Raw genomic sequence first — 17042 nt, 5'->3', positions numbered from 1 at the left:
TAGACTTATTGCCTCTTAAAAACTGAGATTGAGTCAAGGAGGAGAAGCCCCATGGAAGAAGAAGTCGAGATAGAAGAAAAAAAGCGATCAAGTGCTGTTTTTTATATTTTTCTCTTCACCTTTTTGTTGCTGGTGGTGCTAGGAAGTGTCTATTATGTCTTCTGGGCCAAAAGCAAAGACAAGCCGCTTTTTGGGGGAGGTAACGCCCCTATGGAGAAGCCGATTCTTCCTGCTCTCTCAGGCGAATCAACTAGTCCTGAGCTAGAGCGCCTAAAGATTGAGCTAGAGAGCAAACAAAAGCAGATTGAGCGCCTCAGCACAAGCCTAGCGGGAGCTAAGAGCGAGCAAGATAGCGTGAAAATCAAGCTCCAATACACCCTCAAGCCCAAAGAGAGAATCATCACCGAGTGCTACGCGATGAATGTTGGATTTTGGGCGATTCCTGAGAATTGTGCCCTCTCTTTGGCGGCCAATGTCAACAAAGAGCTGGAGGAGGATAAGCGAGTGGTCGCGTTTGAAGTGCAGGGAATCGTCGATTCGACTCCTTATCGCGGACTCTCTCCTGAGCTCAAGCAAGAAGGTTTGGCGAGTTTTCGAGCGAGAGAGGCGATTAGGATGATTCAAGAGAAGCTCCCTAGAGCGGTCGTCTTTGAAGGCCCTAGTGTGCAAGAGGCCAACCACCGAGGCTATCGAATCAAAGCCTATTTTGTTGAGTGATTCTTATGCAGCCCCTCTCCTCTCTCTCTAAAGTGGGCGTGATTCTGCGCCCCTCCAGCCCCTCACTCAAAGAATTTTTTCTTCAGGTTCGCTCTCTTTTTGAGAGAGAGGGAATCGAGGTGATGCTTGATAGTATCAGCGGCGGGATGATCGGAATTTATGGCTGCGATTTTCAGCGCCTCTGCAGTGAATCGGATATGCTCGTCTCTATTGGAGGAGATGGGACGCTCATCTCAGTGGTGCGCCGAAGCTATCCCTATGGGAAGCCAATCCTTGGAATCAATATGGGGCGATTGGGTTTTTTGACCGATGTGCGCCAAGATGAAGTGGAGGCGTTCGTCCAAAAGCTCAAAGCAGGCGAGTATCGTATCGATTCTCGTCTCATGCTAGAGGGTGAGCTCTCCAGTCCTAAAGGCACTCAGCGCTTCTTTGCCTTTAATGAAGCCATCGTTACAAGGCGACCTATTTCAGGGATGATCCATGTGAAAGCCTCCATCGGAGAGGAGCCCTTTAACACCTATTTTGGCGATGGTCTCATTGTCGCCACCCCAACAGGCTCTACCGCCTACAACATCAGTGCAGGCGGACCTGTGGTCTATCCCTACTCCAAAAACATGATTCTCACCCCTATTTGCGCCCACTCGCTCACTCAGCGCCCTTTGGTGCTGCCTAGCGAATTTGAGGTGGAGCTGGAGATGCTGGAGGGAGAATTTGCCAATATCGTAGTGGATGGGCAGGAGATCATGGATTTTGGGTACGGGGATCGACTGAGATTGAAAGTGGCGGAGCGACCCGCGCTCTTGGTGCATAAAAAGGAGCATAACTACTTCCAAGTGCTTCGAGAGAAGTTCAGTTGGGGGGATGCTTGATCTCGCGACTGCTCATCAAAAACTCCCCCGCCTTTGCTCATGAGAGCCTTGAACTTCATGAGGGATTCAATGTCTTTAGTGGAGCCAGTGGTGCGGGAAAGTCACTCCTTATGGAATCGATTCTAGCCCTCTTTGGTCTTAGAGAGAGCAACGCCGAGCTCATTGAGGGGGTGCTGGAGATTCCCTATTCGTTAGAAGAGTGGGGAGTGGCTCATGAGGAGGAGACCACCTTCTCGATTCTCAAAAAGGAGAAAGTGCGCTACTTTGTCAACTCCCAATCCCTCTCCAAGAAGCGTGTAGCGGAGATCGCCTCAGGGTTTATCAAGCATGTCAATCCCAAAAATGGTGAGGAGCTTGAGCCTGCGAGGCTTTTGGGTCTGCTAGATGGCTTTATCCTCCATCAAGAACCCTCTTTTAAAGAGCTCCTAGAGAGTTATGCGGAGCGATTTTTGGAGCTTACAAGAGTCAAAGAGGAGCTAAAAAGAGTCGCCGAGGAGGAGTCAAGGGTCGAAGAGCTCAAAGAGTTTGCCCGCTTTGAGATCGCCAAAATCCGCCAGATCAATCCCAAAAAAGGGGAGCACGAGGAGCTCATGAGGCTCAAAAAAAGCCTCTCCAAAAAAGAGAAGATACAAGAATCGTGTGAAAAAGTAGAGCGATTCTTGGAGGGGGAGCGCTCGGTGAATGCTTTTTTGGAGCTTCTAGGGCGCGAGAAAGAGTTCTTTGAATCGGTGATGAACGAGCTAAGAGCGCTCATTGAAGAGGAGAGAGGCCATCTTTTGGAGCTAGAGGAGATGGATGCAGAGAGCCTCTTAGATCGTCTTGAGAAGCTCGCGGATTTGAATCGGCGCTATGGTGGAGAGGAGGAGGCGCTTGCCTATCTGGTGCAAAAGCAAAAAGAGCTGGAGCGTTATGAGAATCTCACCTTCTCCAAAGAGGCACTCCAAAAAGAGCTCACCCAGCTAGAGAAGAGCACCAAAGCCCTATCCAGTCGTCTCCACGAGAGTCGATTGAGCTATGTTCCAAAGCTTGAGTCGTTGCTCAATGAGCGTCTAGGAGCACTTCTGCTTCCTTGCGCTAAGCTTGCTTTAGAAGAATCAACTCTTCATGCCAAGGGGCAGGATTGGGTGCGACTCATGCTGGGGAATGCCAAAGCCGAATCGGTGAGCTCAGGGGAGTTTAACCGCCTAAGGCTTGCCCTCTTAGCGCTTGAGGCGAGGCACTCCAAGAGGCTTGGAGTGCTTATCTTGGATGAGATCGACAGCAATTTAAGCGGTGAGGAATCAGAAGGGGTGGCCAGGGTGCTCCAAGAGCTCTCGCGCTCCTATCAGATTCTTGCCATCTCGCACCAGCCCCACATGCCCTCCTACGCCCATCGCCACTTTTTGGTCAAAAAAGAGGCTAAAGGAAGCACGATTGAGAGGCTTGATAGAGAGGGGCAGATATTAGAGATTGCGCGAATCGTGAGTGGAAGCGAGATCACGCCTGAGGCGCTTGAGTTTGCCAAAAAGCGTCTTGAGTCCAAGCCCTAATGAATCTCTCTCTGCTTCGGCGATTTTCTGAGCAACTCGCCTCTCATCAGACGCTCGTCAATCTCAAACGCACGGGCGATAACCTCTTCAAGCTTGAGTGTGACAATGCGCTCTACTATATCGATTTGACGCGGGGACGATCCACGGCGTTTATCGCTCCGCCTCTTTTTGGTATGAAGCAGTATCAAGCCCCTTTTGACCTCTCGCTCCAGCGCTATGCCGCTAGAGCCAATATCCTTTGGGCGCGAGTGGAGGGGGGGAATCGAATCCTTCAAATCGGCCTAGAGAATCGGGGGAGCTATAAGAGTCTCCGTTCGATTCTCCAGCTCGAATTCACGGGGCGCAATACGAATGCGATTTTGTTAGATGAAGCGGGAGTGGTGATTGATGCGCTCCGTCATATCGGAAATGAGCGCTCTTTTAGAGAGGTGAAAATCGGACAGAAGCTCGATTCTTTGCCCGAACCCTCCAAGCCTCTAGCAGAGAGGGCATTGCCTGAGGGGCTTGGCATCCAAGAGCTTTTGGAGATGGAGTATCAAAAGCGCCTTGAAAGAGAGCTCTTGGAGCGTCAAAAAGGAGCGATTCTCTCTATTGAGAAGAAGCGAGAGCGACTGCTCCTCTCGCTAAGCCAGATCACCAACGAAGAGGAGTTGGCACAAGAAGCAAAGCGCCTAAGGGGGCAGGGAGCTCTTCTGCTTGCGAATCTCTACAAGCTCTCCTCCTTCTCCTCTTGTGTGAAGCTTGAGAGCCAAGAGGGCGAGGTGAGCCTAGAGATGCCTCCTTTGGCGAGGAGCTTCAGTGAGGCGGCACAGATCTTTTTTGAAAGCTCCAAGAAGCTAGAACAAAAGGCGAAGAATCTCCACATTGAGCGGGAGATGCTAGAGGATAAGATTCTCTTCTATAATCGCCAAATAGCGCTTATTAAAGCCGCTAAGAGTGTCGAGGATGTGATGATTCTCGCGCCAAAAAAACAGCGCGCGTTCAAGAGCGAGGAGAAAAAAGAGGAGTTTGAGAGCTTTTTCATTGAGGGGGTGAAGGTCTCCTTTGGGAAGAATGAGAGAGAAAATGTGAAACTCCTCCAGAGCGCCAAGGCAGAGGACACATGGCTCCATGTGAGGGATATTCCCTCTTCGCATATGATTCTTCGTGGCGGAAAAGGGAAGATTCATGCTAATATATTGCAAAAGGCGGCGGAGATTCTAGTCGGATTCTTGGATGTTTCAGGCGGGAATTATTGGGTCGATTTTACTAAAAGGAAATTTGTCAAGATCACGGAGGGCGCGCAAGTCGTCTATGCCAAGCACGAGACTATCACCGTAAAAAAGGAGTGAACTCATGGCTGTTTCTCCCATCGGCAATGTCACCTACATCAACCAAAATATGCAAACCTCCTCCATCCAACACGCCAATGCCCAACAACGACTCGACTTTCAAGCGATGGTCAATCTCCAAGAGATGGACGACAAGCTCGATGAGATCGAAGAGGTAAGACCCACCGAGGAGACCGAGGCGCTTGATCCTGATAGGGAAAAAGAGAAAGAGCAGTCCGCCAAACATCAAGAGGAAGAGGAGTCAGAGAAAGAGGAGCCAGAGGAAGAGGCTCCCGCCCCTCCGCGCTCTAGCCATATCCTAGACATCACAGTGTGAAAGCTTCTTTTTAATAGGGAAGCGGGAAGGTGTGAACCTTGCGGAATCCTGTGTGTGAGCTACCCGATTTGGATTTGAATTCCACTTCGTTGCCCTTGATGATCACCTGAGTCGTCACCTTGGTGTCCTCGCTCCGTAGGATGTGCTGTTTGTAGCCATCAGTCGTCCCGCTATTAAGAAGGAGTTCGGCGATGAAGCCTGTCGCTGCCACCGCTGCCCCAATGGTCTTGCTGGTGGGCTCTGGGCTGGTGATGGCGACTTTGGAACCAATAGCCATGGCTGGCGCAGAGAGAAACTTACCAATCTTCTCTCCAAAGTCGAGAAGATTTCTGAAGTTGTGTGGGTCGGTCAAGTAGACTTCACCAAGATCGTTCACCCAAGTCACCTCCCACCAATCCCTGCCTGTGGTGAAGGCTCCTGTGTTGTAATCAACCTCTTGAGCATTGGAGCTTTTAGCGCCATTTGGGATAGAGGTCCAGTCGAGCTGCTTGGTGTAGGAGGCGATGTCACTATATTTGTGGATGATTTTGACACTGAGAAGCTTGTGTCCGCTTTGATTGACGATTTCTACGGAAGCTTTTTGATGCGTTGCCATGGAATTTCTCCTTTTTGTAGAGAGGCTTTTACCTCCATTGGTCGTAACACTATCTGAAGAACTTGGTGGGAATTCATCATATCTAAAAAATATAATTTTTGAAATATTTTAACCGCTCGCCTAAGAATCGACCGCTGGTTGAGATTCAAAGAATGCTTTGTTAAAGCTGGATGGGATTATTATAGAGTGTTGCGGAATCGCTTTTTGACAGTCTGTCGGGAGATTTCAAAGTTTCACAGGCTAAGCGGATTTGCTATAAAGTGTTGCTCGAATTGAGCACCCGAAATTTCACTCGGTCAAAGTTTCACAGGCTAAGCGGATTTGCTATAAAGTGTTGCAAGAAGGAAACAACCCTGTTGGGAGCAGTTCCCAAGTTTCACAGGCTAAGCGGATTTGCTATAAAGTGTTGCGGGGAAAGATGGCAAAATCAAGCATCCATATTGAGGGTTTCACAGGCTAAGCGGATTTGCTATAAAGTGTTGCAAACTGATATTTGTTTTGACTACAAAGAGATAAAAAGTTTCACAGGCTAAGCGGATTTGCTATAAAGTGTTGCCCTGCGGTAGTGGTTCGATACAATGTTTCAAGCGGGTTTCACAGGCTAAGCGGATTTGCTATAAAGTGTTGCGCTCATCAGCGGGTAGATCTCTAAAATGCCCTTTTGGTTTCACAGGCTAAGCGGATTTGCTATAAAGTGTTGCCCTCACATTGTAGTTCGATAGATTCGCTCTTGCGGAGTGTTTCACAGGCTAAGCGGATTTGCTATAAAGTGTTGCTACAGCCCGTGCCTCGTAGGCTCTATGAGTATCAGGTTTCACAGGCTAAGCGGATTTGCTATAAAGTGTTGCGGTGCTAGCGCAGACTGAAAAGCTTCGGTGAGCTCGTTTCACAGGCTAAGCGGATTTGCTATAAAGTGTTGCAAACTCTTCTGCGTCGATGCTCAGATTGATGTTGTGTTTCACAGGCTAAGCGGATTTGCTATAAAGTGTTGCCTACCACAACAAAAACAGTTAAGGGGCAAGAAAGAAGTTTCACAGGCTAAGCGGATTTGCTATAAAGTGTTGCGAAACTAATATGAGTATGAGGAACGCCACTCTTATGGTTTCACAGGCTAAGCGGATTTGCTATAAAGTGTTGCCGTGGGCGGGGTGAAGAAGGAAAACAATAAATCTAGTTTCACAGGCTAAGCGGATTTGCTATAAAGTGTTGCTATCAAGACTTGGGTTTAATGCAGATATTTACACAGAGTTTCACAGGCTAAGCGGATTTGCTATAAAGTGTTGCAATACAGGGTGGCACTCATGCTACTCTGCGAAACGTTTCACAGGCTAAGCGGATTTGCTATAAAGTGTTGCTTGAAGAGTCGCTTATATACTAAAAAAGTTTGGGTTGATGTTTCACAGGCTAAGCGGATTTGCTATAAAGTGTTGCTGAAAGTAGAACCCGCCTCATTTGTAGAATTTGAAGAGGTTTCACAGGCTAAGCGGATTTGCTATAAAGTGTTGCTCTTGCGTGCTCATGAAATCGTCACCGTGATTGTCGAGTTTCACAGGCTAAGCGGATTTGCTATAAAGTGTTGCTTTCAGGCGCGGCGAGTATTCCGTTTTCTAGGTTTAGTTTCACAGGCTAAGCGGATTTGCTATAAAGTGTTGCGAAGCAACTATTACAGGGCTTAATTGAGCTTACCGAGTTTCACAGGCTAAGCGGATTTGCTATAAAGTGTTGCATAGCGTATTGATAGATGTGGTTTGCCCTGTATGCGGGTTTCACAGGCTAAGCGGATTTGCTATAAAGTGTTGCCCCCCTCTGAAGATGTCCATTTTTTGGGTATTTGCAGAGGATGAGAATCGTAAAATTTTCTAAAATTGATACCTTGTGCCAAAACAAGGTTTTTTTTAGAAAAATTTGTTAGAATGTTCCCGCAACACTTTATAGCAAATCCGTTCGATGCCTTGAAATCATCAAAAAGATATAATAGACCCGCCCACTGTATTGTACATGGCGGGACTTTTTAAAACCTGTCATTGCAGTAGTTCAAGAACTCACACTGCGTGCATTTACTTCCGTCGGCACTGGAGTGAGGTAGATTGCCTAACTCTATCATTTCTATTATCTTCTTTACGAAATTATTTATCTCCGCCTTGTCTCCATCTGATATTTTTATTGGTATGGTTTTGCTATTTTTTTCAAATAGCACAAACCCCATCTCAAGCTTTTTTCTATAGATTGCCTCCGCAAGAACACCATAAGCTACAATTTGTGCCTTTTGTGCCTTTGTTATCTTCTCGCCGTGTAACTTTATTTCTACAGGATAGACACTCTCTTCGCTAATAATTAAAATATCACATATACCATAAAAGTTAAAATTTTCATGAAAGAGCATCACATTTGTAGATAGCTTGGCGTTCTCAAGATGAAATCTAGCGAGTGTGCGGCGTTTGAAAAGTTCAGTTTGTTTTCTATGGTGCGCACTACCTTCTTTTACCCATACTGGAGATGCCTTGGGGATATTTAGTACCTCTAAAAAATAGACAACCCTAGGGCAAAAAAGATACTGACGAATAAGATTTATTGGTAGTTTATATGATGTCATATTCTTTGATTTCAAAGATTTTACTAGTGTAGCCAAAACCATTTTTAACTATCTCGGAGGATAGCCGAGCTTTTACAAAGAATGCTTTATCGCCATCAGAGCAATATTTGCAAAAAAGATTCGGAAGGATTTTTATCTCTGCTAGCTTGAGGTGTCCCCAGAAGACAGATTTTTGAATAGGCGATAGTCCCATGTCTTTTAGTTCCTCAAAAAGTTTTTTACGATTTCTATTGTCTTCTATGTCATAAGAGACAATAACTTCAAAAAATAGCTTCATACATCACCATTTAAAAATATAGCTTTTATAGCGATTTTGCTGCATGAAAGCACCAACTAGGCGATAAACTTGTCTTTGCATTACTCCTTGTAATGAGAGATTTTTACCATTGTAGAGATGTTTTTTATTCATTGTGGCATTGATTTCTGTGATAATTTTCTTTTTTAGCTCCGCGTCAAGTTCTTTTTTGCCCGCGAGGGAGGATCTGAGTTTGATGATATTTCTATCCACCACCCATGCCCTGTATTCTTCCATGACATCAAGAACAAGCGATGGCTTGCCAGGGCGGTTTGTGTGGAGGACTCCCGCATAAGCCTCAAGTCCTGCATTGATAATGGATTGCCAAACAAAACTTGTTAGTATCGCATAGCCATAGTTGAGGGCAGAGTTCATTATATCCTCTGCGCCTCTGCCAATACGAGTGGTAAAATCACACTCCTCTAAAAGCTCTGCGCCGATAGCGTCAAAGTATATTGCCGCCATCCCGCCCTCTTTGCCCATAATGATTTGTGACCAGTGTTTGTTGTTTGAAAGCTCGATATTCTTTAGAGATTCTATTGTTTCTTTGATTTTTTCAATTGCACTTTCTAGCTTCTTGCTCTGTTTGTCTGTGTTTTTAAGATATTTATAAAAGTATTGGAGTGTGGCTCTTTGATTTTTGAGCTTACCAACTATCAGTGTTCTTGCTATTTCTCTACCATGGTTTGATTCGATAGTCAAAAATTGTGCTTTGCGCACATTGGCTACTGCATGGTTGGCTGTGCTTGTGATAGCCGTGTGGGCGACATTGCGAAAATCAAGGAAAAATATCTTGATTCCACGAAGAGAACAAGCCTCAATAATATCGCTTGATAACGATATTCCACCCTTTAAAATATTGACGCTTTTTAGGCGACTAAGCGGGATTTCAGCCTTTAACTCCCCGCCCTGCGAGACCGTCAGTCTCTCGCTTGTCTTGCCGACGAACGAGCCGTATTCGTCGATGTAGAGGTGTTTGGTCATTTTAGGAGTTTTTGTATATGTTCACTTCTGAACGACAAAGTAAAATCTGCCGCATTTTTTCTAACTACAATATTAGAAATACTGCCATCTGTTCTAAGCTGTATTTTTACAATTTTTTTAAGAAATACCTTCAGGTAGTCCTGAACTGGGCCACTTTCTTTAAACGAAATGGTTGTTTTCTTTTTTCTTTTGCCCTTTTCTTTCTCAAAAAGAGCCCTAAAAATCATTCTTTTTGCGCTCTTATCTATTGCCGATATTGGAAAGTTGCCTACTTTCACGCTTGTATTCTCGACAATCAATCTAATACCATGAGTATCAAAGTCGGCATTAAAAAACGAGTTGTTATCAATCGCCAATCCTCTAACATCCGTTTTTTTGATTACATCCAATTTTTTATCAAGTTGTTTTTCAATGCTTATGCCGGATTTTGGAACCAATGATAGAGTTTTTGAATTTGCCTCCAAAAGGATATTGGCGTAATCTCCAGCTATCACATTATTATCCATTGGTAATGCCTGATAAGCATATCCGGTAGGTATTTTTCTTTTAGCTCTAAATACCTTACCTTGAACGCCACTTTCCGCCAAAAGCGAAAAAGTTTTTCTAGCTTTTATACGAATAGACTTTTTGTCATTGGCAGTTTTGTATCTGTCCAAAAAATACCATCTGCAAAAATCATCCCATATAGGTTGGGTATCGACATCAAGTTTATATTCGTTTTTATCGGGTTGATAATATTCGTTCAATGAGCTTTTATCTATTACAAATCTATCCTTAGAACTTGTTTTATTCTGATTTTCTTGTAAATATCTCCAAGCTTCGTCAAATCTTCGCCAATCATCATAAAATGGATATTTTGTTTCATGAATATATTTTGGGGCAAATTTAACATCTACTTTTTTTGTATAGTATCTACAGTTTTCAACAATAAATTCCAATAAGCCGACTATCTCCTTGTCTCGCTCGACCAAATTTTTATAATTCATATTGAAATACCGATTCGACAGTTCGCTTATAGTCTGTTTATTAATCGAAAATATCTTGATATATTGGTTTTCTTTTAAACTAATCAGGTCTTGGTTTTTAATAATTTTTTCTAGTTTTGCAATGTCGTTTTTTGAAGTAACCACTTTGCAGTTTTTTAGCTCATATCCTTTTTTAACTGTTGCTGGGTAGCCAATATAATAACCGCCCTCTTGAACAACTATCGGCTTATATCTCTCGCCTATTGCGTTCTCTCCAAAAATCGACTTGCCAAAAACCTCTCTCATATTTTTTTGACCGTAATCGCCGCTTTTTATCATTTTTTCTATTTTTTGGTTTGTCGATAGCCCTTTTGTCAAAGGCTCGTTGGATGCAGGATTCCAGCTATCTAGCATTGCCAGTTTTGCCACTTCATCCGCATTTGGCGGTGTGCCGTCTTTGAACACCTTTTGATACCTAGCCACAAAAGCCATTACCGCATCTATAGCGTGGCTTGACGGGGCTTGCTTTTCAGCTTTTGCGAGGAGTGGATTTTGTCTTGCGTATTGCCGCCTTAGCTCGCTAACCTCTGTAGCATCCGCCAAAATAAACTCAAAAGATAGATGCTTGTTTGGAAGCATTTTTGTTAGTTTCTCTTGAATTTTTTTGGCTAGGTATTTTTGTGTGCCGTTTACCCTTGCACTTTGGTCGGTGCGGAGCCAATCCACTACTTTTTTATATGCTTCGTTGTCGTTTTGCAAAAACAAGGCATATCGAAACGCTTTTTGCTGTTCGGCAGACAATACGCTAAAAGTCTTGTAGCCTTTGATGTTTGCCACTTGCTCTTCTATCCACTGCGCCGATACGCCCGCTTTGATGTCTGAGAGCTTATAAATAGAGTCCGCTTTTGCTTGATTGCATTTTTGATGGACATATATCAGATTGCCTTCAGGGTTGAACACTGTCCCGTAAATTTTAAGCGTATGGCTTCTGGGTAATATATGGTCTATCTCTCCGTCATCACCGATAGTATCGCCGCAATACGGGCATATACCACTGCTAAAGGCTTTTATTCTCTTGTCTTTATCCTTCAGCCTGTCTTCTGCATTTTCTTTTGCCTTAGCTAGCTTTTTACCGTCTCTATCTTTTTTTGAGTTTATTACTCTATCATTAGAGCCTGTTTTTGATTTTCTAAGCGACTCCTCATACTCAAAAGCGTTTTGTTCGAGTATTATCGGCACTTTTATCTCTTTTGCCTCCATGCCCTCTAGCTCTTTTGCTTTTATTTTGGCTAGTTCATATCCTAGTTTGTCGATATACCGCTCTATCTTGCCGCTAAAAGGTCTTTGGGTATCGGCGGGGAGGCGTTGGCAAGTAGCCGTAGCCTTTTTATGAAATTCTCCCGTTTCATCATTATAAAACGCCGTTTCACTCCTAAATCTATTTTCCGCCGTACACCGTTTGCAAGTAGAGCTAAAGCCGCTTCGTGGCGTGTCTATTACGGTGTGTAGTTGTGCCATTGAAAACAGGTTGTTAAATCTCTGTCTGTGTTTGTCGTCTATGTCAAAGAAGTTTGCTATTTTTTGTGACCATTCATTCAGTATTACATCATCCGTTAGGCGCAATTTTGCTTTTTCTTCTTTGCTCAATTCTGCTGGATCTTTTTTTCGCAACTCTTCAATATCTATTTTAAAAGTATTTCCGTGTGTTTTTCGTAGCTCTTCTATGTTCTTGCAATATGCCGATAACTTTTTGTTGCCGACTTTTGCACTCCAAAGCTCTTTTTCAAACTCCGCAAATTTTGCCTCATCTAGCTTTACACCCAAAATTCCGGCTACTAGATTGTGAATTTGATTTTTTTTGTGCGGCGGGTTGTGGTTACATCGTTTTAGCATATTTGAATTATCTTCAAGATTAAGACTATCATCTTTATTTTTCACAGGCACCCAAATACCCGCACGCACTTTTTGGCGGATAAGCTCGTAGTAGTTTTGTGCAAATCCGTACAGCCTATTTGCGTCGCTTTGTCCTAGCGTCTTTACCAACAGCTCGTTTGGCTTTTTACCCCGTAGCTCGTAAATATCTATCTCTTTTGAGGTGTCTAGCAGACGATGGAGTAGTGTGGAGTCTTCGCTGTAGCCTTTTACGGTGGAGTCCGCCAAATCATCGTTAAACTTTCCGTGATTTAAGCGTTTGGCAATATCTCGCCAATTTGGGAGATGCTTGTCGAGATACTCCTCATTTAATCTAAGTGTTTGACACTTGACGGCTCCACGATTGTTCATATCGTCATACGGCGGTATCGTCATCACAGGCTCGGTTGTTGTCAAAAGCTCCATTATCTCTTTGGATTTTAGATCCTTCATTAGCTCTGCCCGTCTTTGTCTGTCTGCATCGTTTTTTGGATGCCAACTTCTAACAAATCTCTCGGTAATTTTGTGAAGCTTATTCGGTATCCAAATATCGCCTTTTTCCATTTCCTTGTCGTTAAAGTAGCGTCTAAGCTCTTTGAGTTGATAGTTTGAAATATTGCCGATTAGCTTTGTCATGTCTGTTAGCTTTAGGCTATTTGAATCAAAAAAGCTTTTTACTTTTTCATTTGTAGCTATGTACTCGCCTAGCTCCTCAAAATATTTTGCTCTTGGCAAATTACCTTGATTTTCTTGCTTATCAAATTCATCAAGTATCTCTTTTGTGACCCGTAGCCCAGCCAAAAGCTCTTTTGCGTTTTCACCATATTCACTTTTTAGCTCATCTTTTAGTTCTAGCTTTTTATTTGGCGAATGTGTCGCAGAGGCAAAAACAGCTTCAAATCCTTTTTTGTAATCCTTGAAGCTTTCGGCATTTGAAGCTATTTGGTTTAAAAAATCTTCTACATCGCTATCTCTATCTATACTTTGCAGTTTTTCGCTCAAAAACTCTTTTAGCGTGTCGCTCTCTAGTGCGTCTTTCTTTTTCTCATCTAGCTCAAACCCTGCGTATGTGTAGCCCCGCTTGTTAAATAACCCCCGTATCTCGTCTGGCAAAACATCTATAGACAAGCCATGGTGCTCTTGTAAAATCAGCAGAAACAGTCTTTTGACAAGTTTGTTTCTTAGGTTATTTCTTTTGGAGTGTCTTTTGCTTCGTCTGCCAACCTGCGATAGTACAAAGCTTTCATCATAAATAACCGTGCCGGATTGTGAGTTATCCAAAGAATCCGTAAAACTGAAAAAACCCGTATTTTTACCACCTAGGTCGACTGAAATGGGAGAGACAAGCATTAAGACCCCCTGAAATTAGTGTGGAAAATATACTACCCTTCATACTATTAAACTTAGATAAGCATATTTTTATTTTTTATGAATATTTTAAAACAACCCTTGATGTACATTTTTTCTTTAAAGATCGAAGGTGCAGAATCCCTCTTTCTAAAAATGAAGCAACTATTTTAAGTAGCTATTTTTGAAGAATTAGGGTAGGGTTTGAGGATAGAATCTCAAACCAAGAGAGGGGCACAGAAGGGAGATGATACCTCTTGAGCATCGTTACGCACAGATTGAAAAAGCCATAACATATATCGATGAAAACTTCAGAGCACACCCTTCCGTGGACGAGATTGCCCAAAATGTAGGGATGAGCAAATACCACTTCATCCGAGTGTTCAAGGAGTATGCAGGAGTGACCCCAAAGCAATTCCTCCATTGCGTGACGCTCAACTACGCCAAAGAGCATATCAAAGAATCAAGATCGATTCTTGAGAGTAGCCTAGACATTGGGCTTTCCAGCTCCAGCCGACTTCATGAGCTTTTTGTCAATCTTATCGGTGTCACGCCCAGAGAGTGGCGAGAACGAGGAAGAGGTGTTCTTGTCACCTATGGCTTTGGGCAGACTCCTTTTGGTGAGGCTTTGATTGGATTCACCGACAAGGGGATATGTTATCTCGGCTTGATGAGCGACAACAAGCTTGAAATCCTCGGCCGATTCTATGAGCTTTGGGGAGAGGCTATTTTGGAATATGATGAAAAAGCCGCTCAAAAATATCTCGGATATATTTTTGATAGAGGCGAGGAGGGGTCACCGTGGAATCTTGGAACCAATTCTCAAGTGAATGCATGGAAAGCGCTCATTAATCTCTCTAGACACCTTGAAGATCGAGTGGAGGGGTTGATTCCTTGTTGCGGGATTATCTCAAGAAGCGGCGCCATGAGTGGTCATCGATGGCGTATCGAGCGGGGAGCCGCTCTCTCTCTTTTGGATGACATTAGAGAGAAGGGCTCCTTTGGATTTAGCGATAATATCGACCTGTAGAGTTGAGGATGTCGATTCGGATGATGGCGGTGCCTTGGATCATTTTGTCGGGAATCTCTTGGTTGATTAAAAGAGGCGTGAACTTTTCTACGATTCTCTTTAGCGCGCTTTTTTTCTCTTCAAAGTCGCCCACCAAAGAGGCTTTTCCCTGCAGAATCACGCTATTAAACTCGGTGTTGACATCACAAGGATTCTCAACTCCCTCCTTTAGAAGTGAGACCATTTGATCAATCTCAAAACAGACATTGGGATTTTGTTTTATCCCTTCGATCTTTTTTCCTTTGGGGAGTCCGTGCAGGTAGATCTTCTCGTCGGCATAGACAAAGTGAAGGGGTAGGACATAGGGGAATCCATCGCTGCAGACGATTCCGATTCGACCGACTTGGGCAAGGTTGAGCGCCTCTTTGATCTCCTCTTTGGTGAGGAGGTGTGTTTTGGTGCGATGTTGCATTTTTGCCATCCTTTCTCTAAAGTGATAGGTGGCGAGTATAGGGAAAGATGCCAAGCAAAGCAATCCGAAAATTGCTCGCCAAGAGGAGTCTCTTAGCGGCAAAACTTAGAATCGATAGACACCCTGAACGCCCACTTCTCTTGGCTTAGAGAGGTAGGTGTATCTTCCGTAATAACCCTCTGAATCGTAGTTTTTATCAAAGAGATTCTTGGCATAGAGATAGAGATCAAAAGAATCGGCCTCATAGCCTACTTTGGCATTCATCAAGCCATAGGCGTCTTTTTCGTAGGCGTTGGCATTATCAAGATACATCTTGCCATACCCCATCCAGTCCACTCTTGCATAAAATCCCTCAATGGATCGGTATTGTGCTCCGAGGCTATAGTTGTATCGAGGGGCAAAAGGATTGGTGTTTCCTTTGTAGTCGCCCGCAAAATCGCTAAACTCTCCAAAAGTGGTGCGATTGTAGCCCGCCCCCGCCAAAAGAGTCACGCTCTCGCTCGCACGAAAGGCTAGCTCTAGCTCGGCGCCCTTGGAGGTTGCTTTGGCGGCGTTAGAGACATAGCCTTGTCCATAGCTGTTGACAACAGAGAGCACCTGCATATCGTCAATATCCATATAGTAGAGGGAGGCATTGAGCATGAGACGATTCCCAAAGAGGGAGTTTTTGACCCCAGCCTCGTAGCTCCAGAGCGTCTCTTTATCGTATTGGTTGGAGTAGCCCGGGGCAGAATAGACATAGAATCCGCCGCTATGATAGCCCTTGGTGGCGGAGATATAGGCGCTGGTTTCAGGGGAGAATCGATACTCAAGAGCGATTTTAGGGGAGACCTCGCTAAAGCTCTCATCGCCCTGCACTCCATAGCTTGGGTCATCGATTGATTTTTTGTCGCGATCATAACGCACGCCGCCGCTTAGTTTCCAGTGCGAATCAAATTGATAGCCTGCATGGGCAAAGATTCCAAGGGATCGGCTCTTTTGGCTTTGGCGAAAGACTCCTGCGTATCCCGGCCAAGGCGAGAAGGCTTCATAGCCTCCTTGGCTTTTTCCATGGTCGCCATAGAGACCAAGAAGCCAGTTGTAGTGATCTTTTTGGGTGCTGAGTCGCAACTCCTCTGAGAGGTTGCGCTGAGCCACATCTTGGAGCGTGTGATAGCCCACAGAAGAGGTAAAGTCCATATCTGAGAGGCGATAATCGCGGTCTTTTTTGTAGGTGGTGATTGATTCGATTTGGTAGTCGTTGGGTGCGTATTTGACATGGAGGGCGTGAGTCTCGACTACAGACTTGTTAAAGCCCGCATCACTGGAGATTTTTCGTTTATCAAGAACGGGATAGGCGTTCATGGAGAGGGCTTTGTCATCATACTTGAGGCGCGAAGAGATGAGTGAAATATCTAGGGATTCGCTGGGAGTATATCGAAGCTGAATCTTGCCGTAGTTGTGCTCACGGTCATCATATTTTTCGCCCGTGTAAGTGTTGTCGATGAAGCCATCTTTTTCATAATGTTTGCCCGCGATTCCTAGGTAGAGTCTATCTCGGACAAGTGGCCCAGAGGCGGAGGCGGTATATTCACGAAGATTGTCGCTCCCTAGAGTGACGCCTGCTTTGGCACGAAATTCGTTGTTTGGTTGCTTGGTGATGACACTCACTACGCCCATTTCGGCATTTTTGCCATAGAGCGAGCCTTGAGGCCCTCGCAACACCTCGATGCGCTCGACCTCCTCCATCATGACATCATATCCGATGGTGCTTGTGTAGGGGACGCCATCGACATAGAGCCCTACCGTGGGAGAGCCTAGCGTGACATTGGTGCTGAGTCCTCGAATCGTGGGCGAGAGGGCACCCATGTTGCCAAGATCAAAAAGGAAAAAGTTGGGAACATAGGGGGCGAGCTCTTGGAGGGAGCGGATGTTGCGATCTTCTAAATCGCTCTCTTGAAAAACGGTGACACTCAAGGGGACCTCTTGGAGATTCTCTTTTTGTTTTTGAGCGGTAATGGTGACATTCTCAAGGCTTAAAGCCTCATCGTTGGCAAGAGCTGAGGTGTGCAGCATGGAGAGAGCCACAAGTGAAGAGAAGAGAGAGTGTGCAGTTTTCATTTGGGTTGA

At 44.6% G+C, this 17042-nt stretch carries 13 protein-coding genes and 1 CRISPR repeat array; of the genes, 6 read left to right on the top strand and 7 right to left on the bottom strand.

The features are described from left to right. The first annotated feature begins 51 nt into the window (after positions 1–51). From WS_RS07650 to WS_RS07630, 5 genes are read left to right on the top strand one after another with little or no spacing between them, the layout of a single operon-like run. Positions 52–717, top strand: a complete 666-nt coding sequence (locus tag WS_RS07650; RefSeq protein WP_011139440.1) for a hypothetical protein — start codon at positions 52–54, stop codon at positions 715–717. Further along, a complete protein-coding gene (locus WS_RS07645; protein WP_011139439.1) occupies positions 714–1586 on the top strand; it encodes an NAD(+)/NADH kinase in 873 nt (290 codons plus the stop codon). The genes WS_RS07650 and WS_RS07645 overlap by 4 nt, the downstream gene beginning before the upstream one ends. Then, on the top strand, positions 1583–3115 hold the full coding sequence (locus WS_RS07640; protein ID WP_041572204.1) for an AAA family ATPase: 1533 nt from the start codon (positions 1583–1585) through the stop codon (positions 3113–3115). The genes WS_RS07645 and WS_RS07640 overlap by 4 nt, the downstream gene beginning before the upstream one ends. Further along, the gene (locus tag WS_RS07635) at positions 3115–4446 is read left to right on the top strand and encodes an NFACT family protein (RefSeq protein WP_011139437.1); all 1332 of its coding nucleotides are present in this window, start codon (positions 3115–3117) and stop codon (positions 4444–4446) included. Before WS_RS07640 ends, WS_RS07635 begins: the two co-directional genes overlap by 1 nt. 4 nt (positions 4447–4450) lie before the next feature. Then, a complete protein-coding gene (locus WS_RS07630) occupies positions 4451–4762 on the top strand; it encodes a hypothetical protein (protein WP_011139436.1) in 312 nt (103 codons plus the stop codon). Positions 4763–4772: 10 nt separating this feature from the next. On the opposite strand, the gene WS_RS07625 is transcribed toward WS_RS07630, so the two are convergent. From WS_RS07625 to cas9, 5 genes are all read right to left on the bottom strand, one after another. Next, on the bottom strand, positions 4773–5357 hold the full coding sequence (locus WS_RS07625; protein WP_011139435.1) for a hypothetical protein: 585 nt from the start codon (positions 5355–5357) through the stop codon (positions 4773–4775). 230 nt (positions 5358–5587) lie between these two features. After that, positions 5588–7157: a CRISPR direct-repeat array (repeat unit 37 nt; unit sequence GTTTCACAGGCTAAGCGGATTTGCTATAAAGTGTTGC). 211 nt (positions 7158–7368) lie between these two features. After that, positions 7369–7950, bottom strand: a complete 582-nt coding sequence (gene cas4, locus WS_RS07620) for a CRISPR-associated protein Cas4 (protein ID WP_011139434.1) — start codon at positions 7948–7950, stop codon at positions 7369–7371. Beyond that, positions 7937–8227 carry a CRISPR-associated endonuclease Cas2 gene (cas2, locus tag WS_RS07615; protein WP_011139433.1) on the bottom strand — a complete coding sequence of 97 codons (291 nt, stop codon included), beginning with the start codon at positions 8225–8227 and terminating at the stop codon, positions 7937–7939. Before cas2 ends, cas4 begins: the two co-directional genes overlap by 14 nt. A 3-nt stretch (positions 8228–8230) precedes the next feature. Beyond that, a complete protein-coding gene (gene cas1 / locus WS_RS07610) occupies positions 8231–9229 on the bottom strand; it encodes a CRISPR-associated endonuclease Cas1 (protein WP_011139432.1) in 999 nt (332 codons plus the stop codon). Next, on the bottom strand, positions 9226–13455 hold the full coding sequence (gene cas9 / locus WS_RS07605; protein ID WP_011139431.1) for a type II-B CRISPR-associated RNA-guided endonuclease Cas9/Csx12: 4230 nt from the start codon (positions 13453–13455) through the stop codon (positions 9226–9228). The genes cas1 and cas9 overlap by 4 nt, the downstream gene beginning before the upstream one ends. A gap of 244 nt (positions 13456–13699) precedes the next feature. On the opposite strand from cas9, the gene WS_RS07600 reads away from it, so the two are divergent. Further along, a complete protein-coding gene (locus WS_RS07600; protein WP_011139430.1) occupies positions 13700–14482 on the top strand; it encodes an AraC family transcriptional regulator in 783 nt (260 codons plus the stop codon). On the opposite strand, the gene WS_RS07595 is transcribed toward WS_RS07600, so the two are convergent. Next, entirely contained in the window at positions 14460–14933 is a 474-nt protein-coding gene (locus tag WS_RS07595) for a pyridoxamine 5'-phosphate oxidase family protein (protein ID WP_041571864.1), read from the bottom strand. The two genes, WS_RS07600 and WS_RS07595, sit on opposite strands and share 23 nt — an antisense overlap. A 105-nt stretch (positions 14934–15038) precedes the next feature. Beyond that, positions 15039–17033 carry a TonB-dependent receptor gene (locus WS_RS07590; protein WP_011139428.1) on the bottom strand — a complete coding sequence of 665 codons (1995 nt, stop codon included), beginning with the start codon at positions 17031–17033 and terminating at the stop codon, positions 15039–15041. Positions 17034–17042 lie beyond the last annotated feature (9 nt).

The organism is Wolinella succinogenes DSM 1740, assembly GCF_000196135.1.
In the GTDB taxonomy this organism is placed as follows: domain Bacteria; phylum Campylobacterota; class Campylobacteria; order Campylobacterales; family Helicobacteraceae; genus Wolinella; species Wolinella succinogenes.
This window is presented reverse-complemented; position numbering and strand designations above follow the sequence as displayed.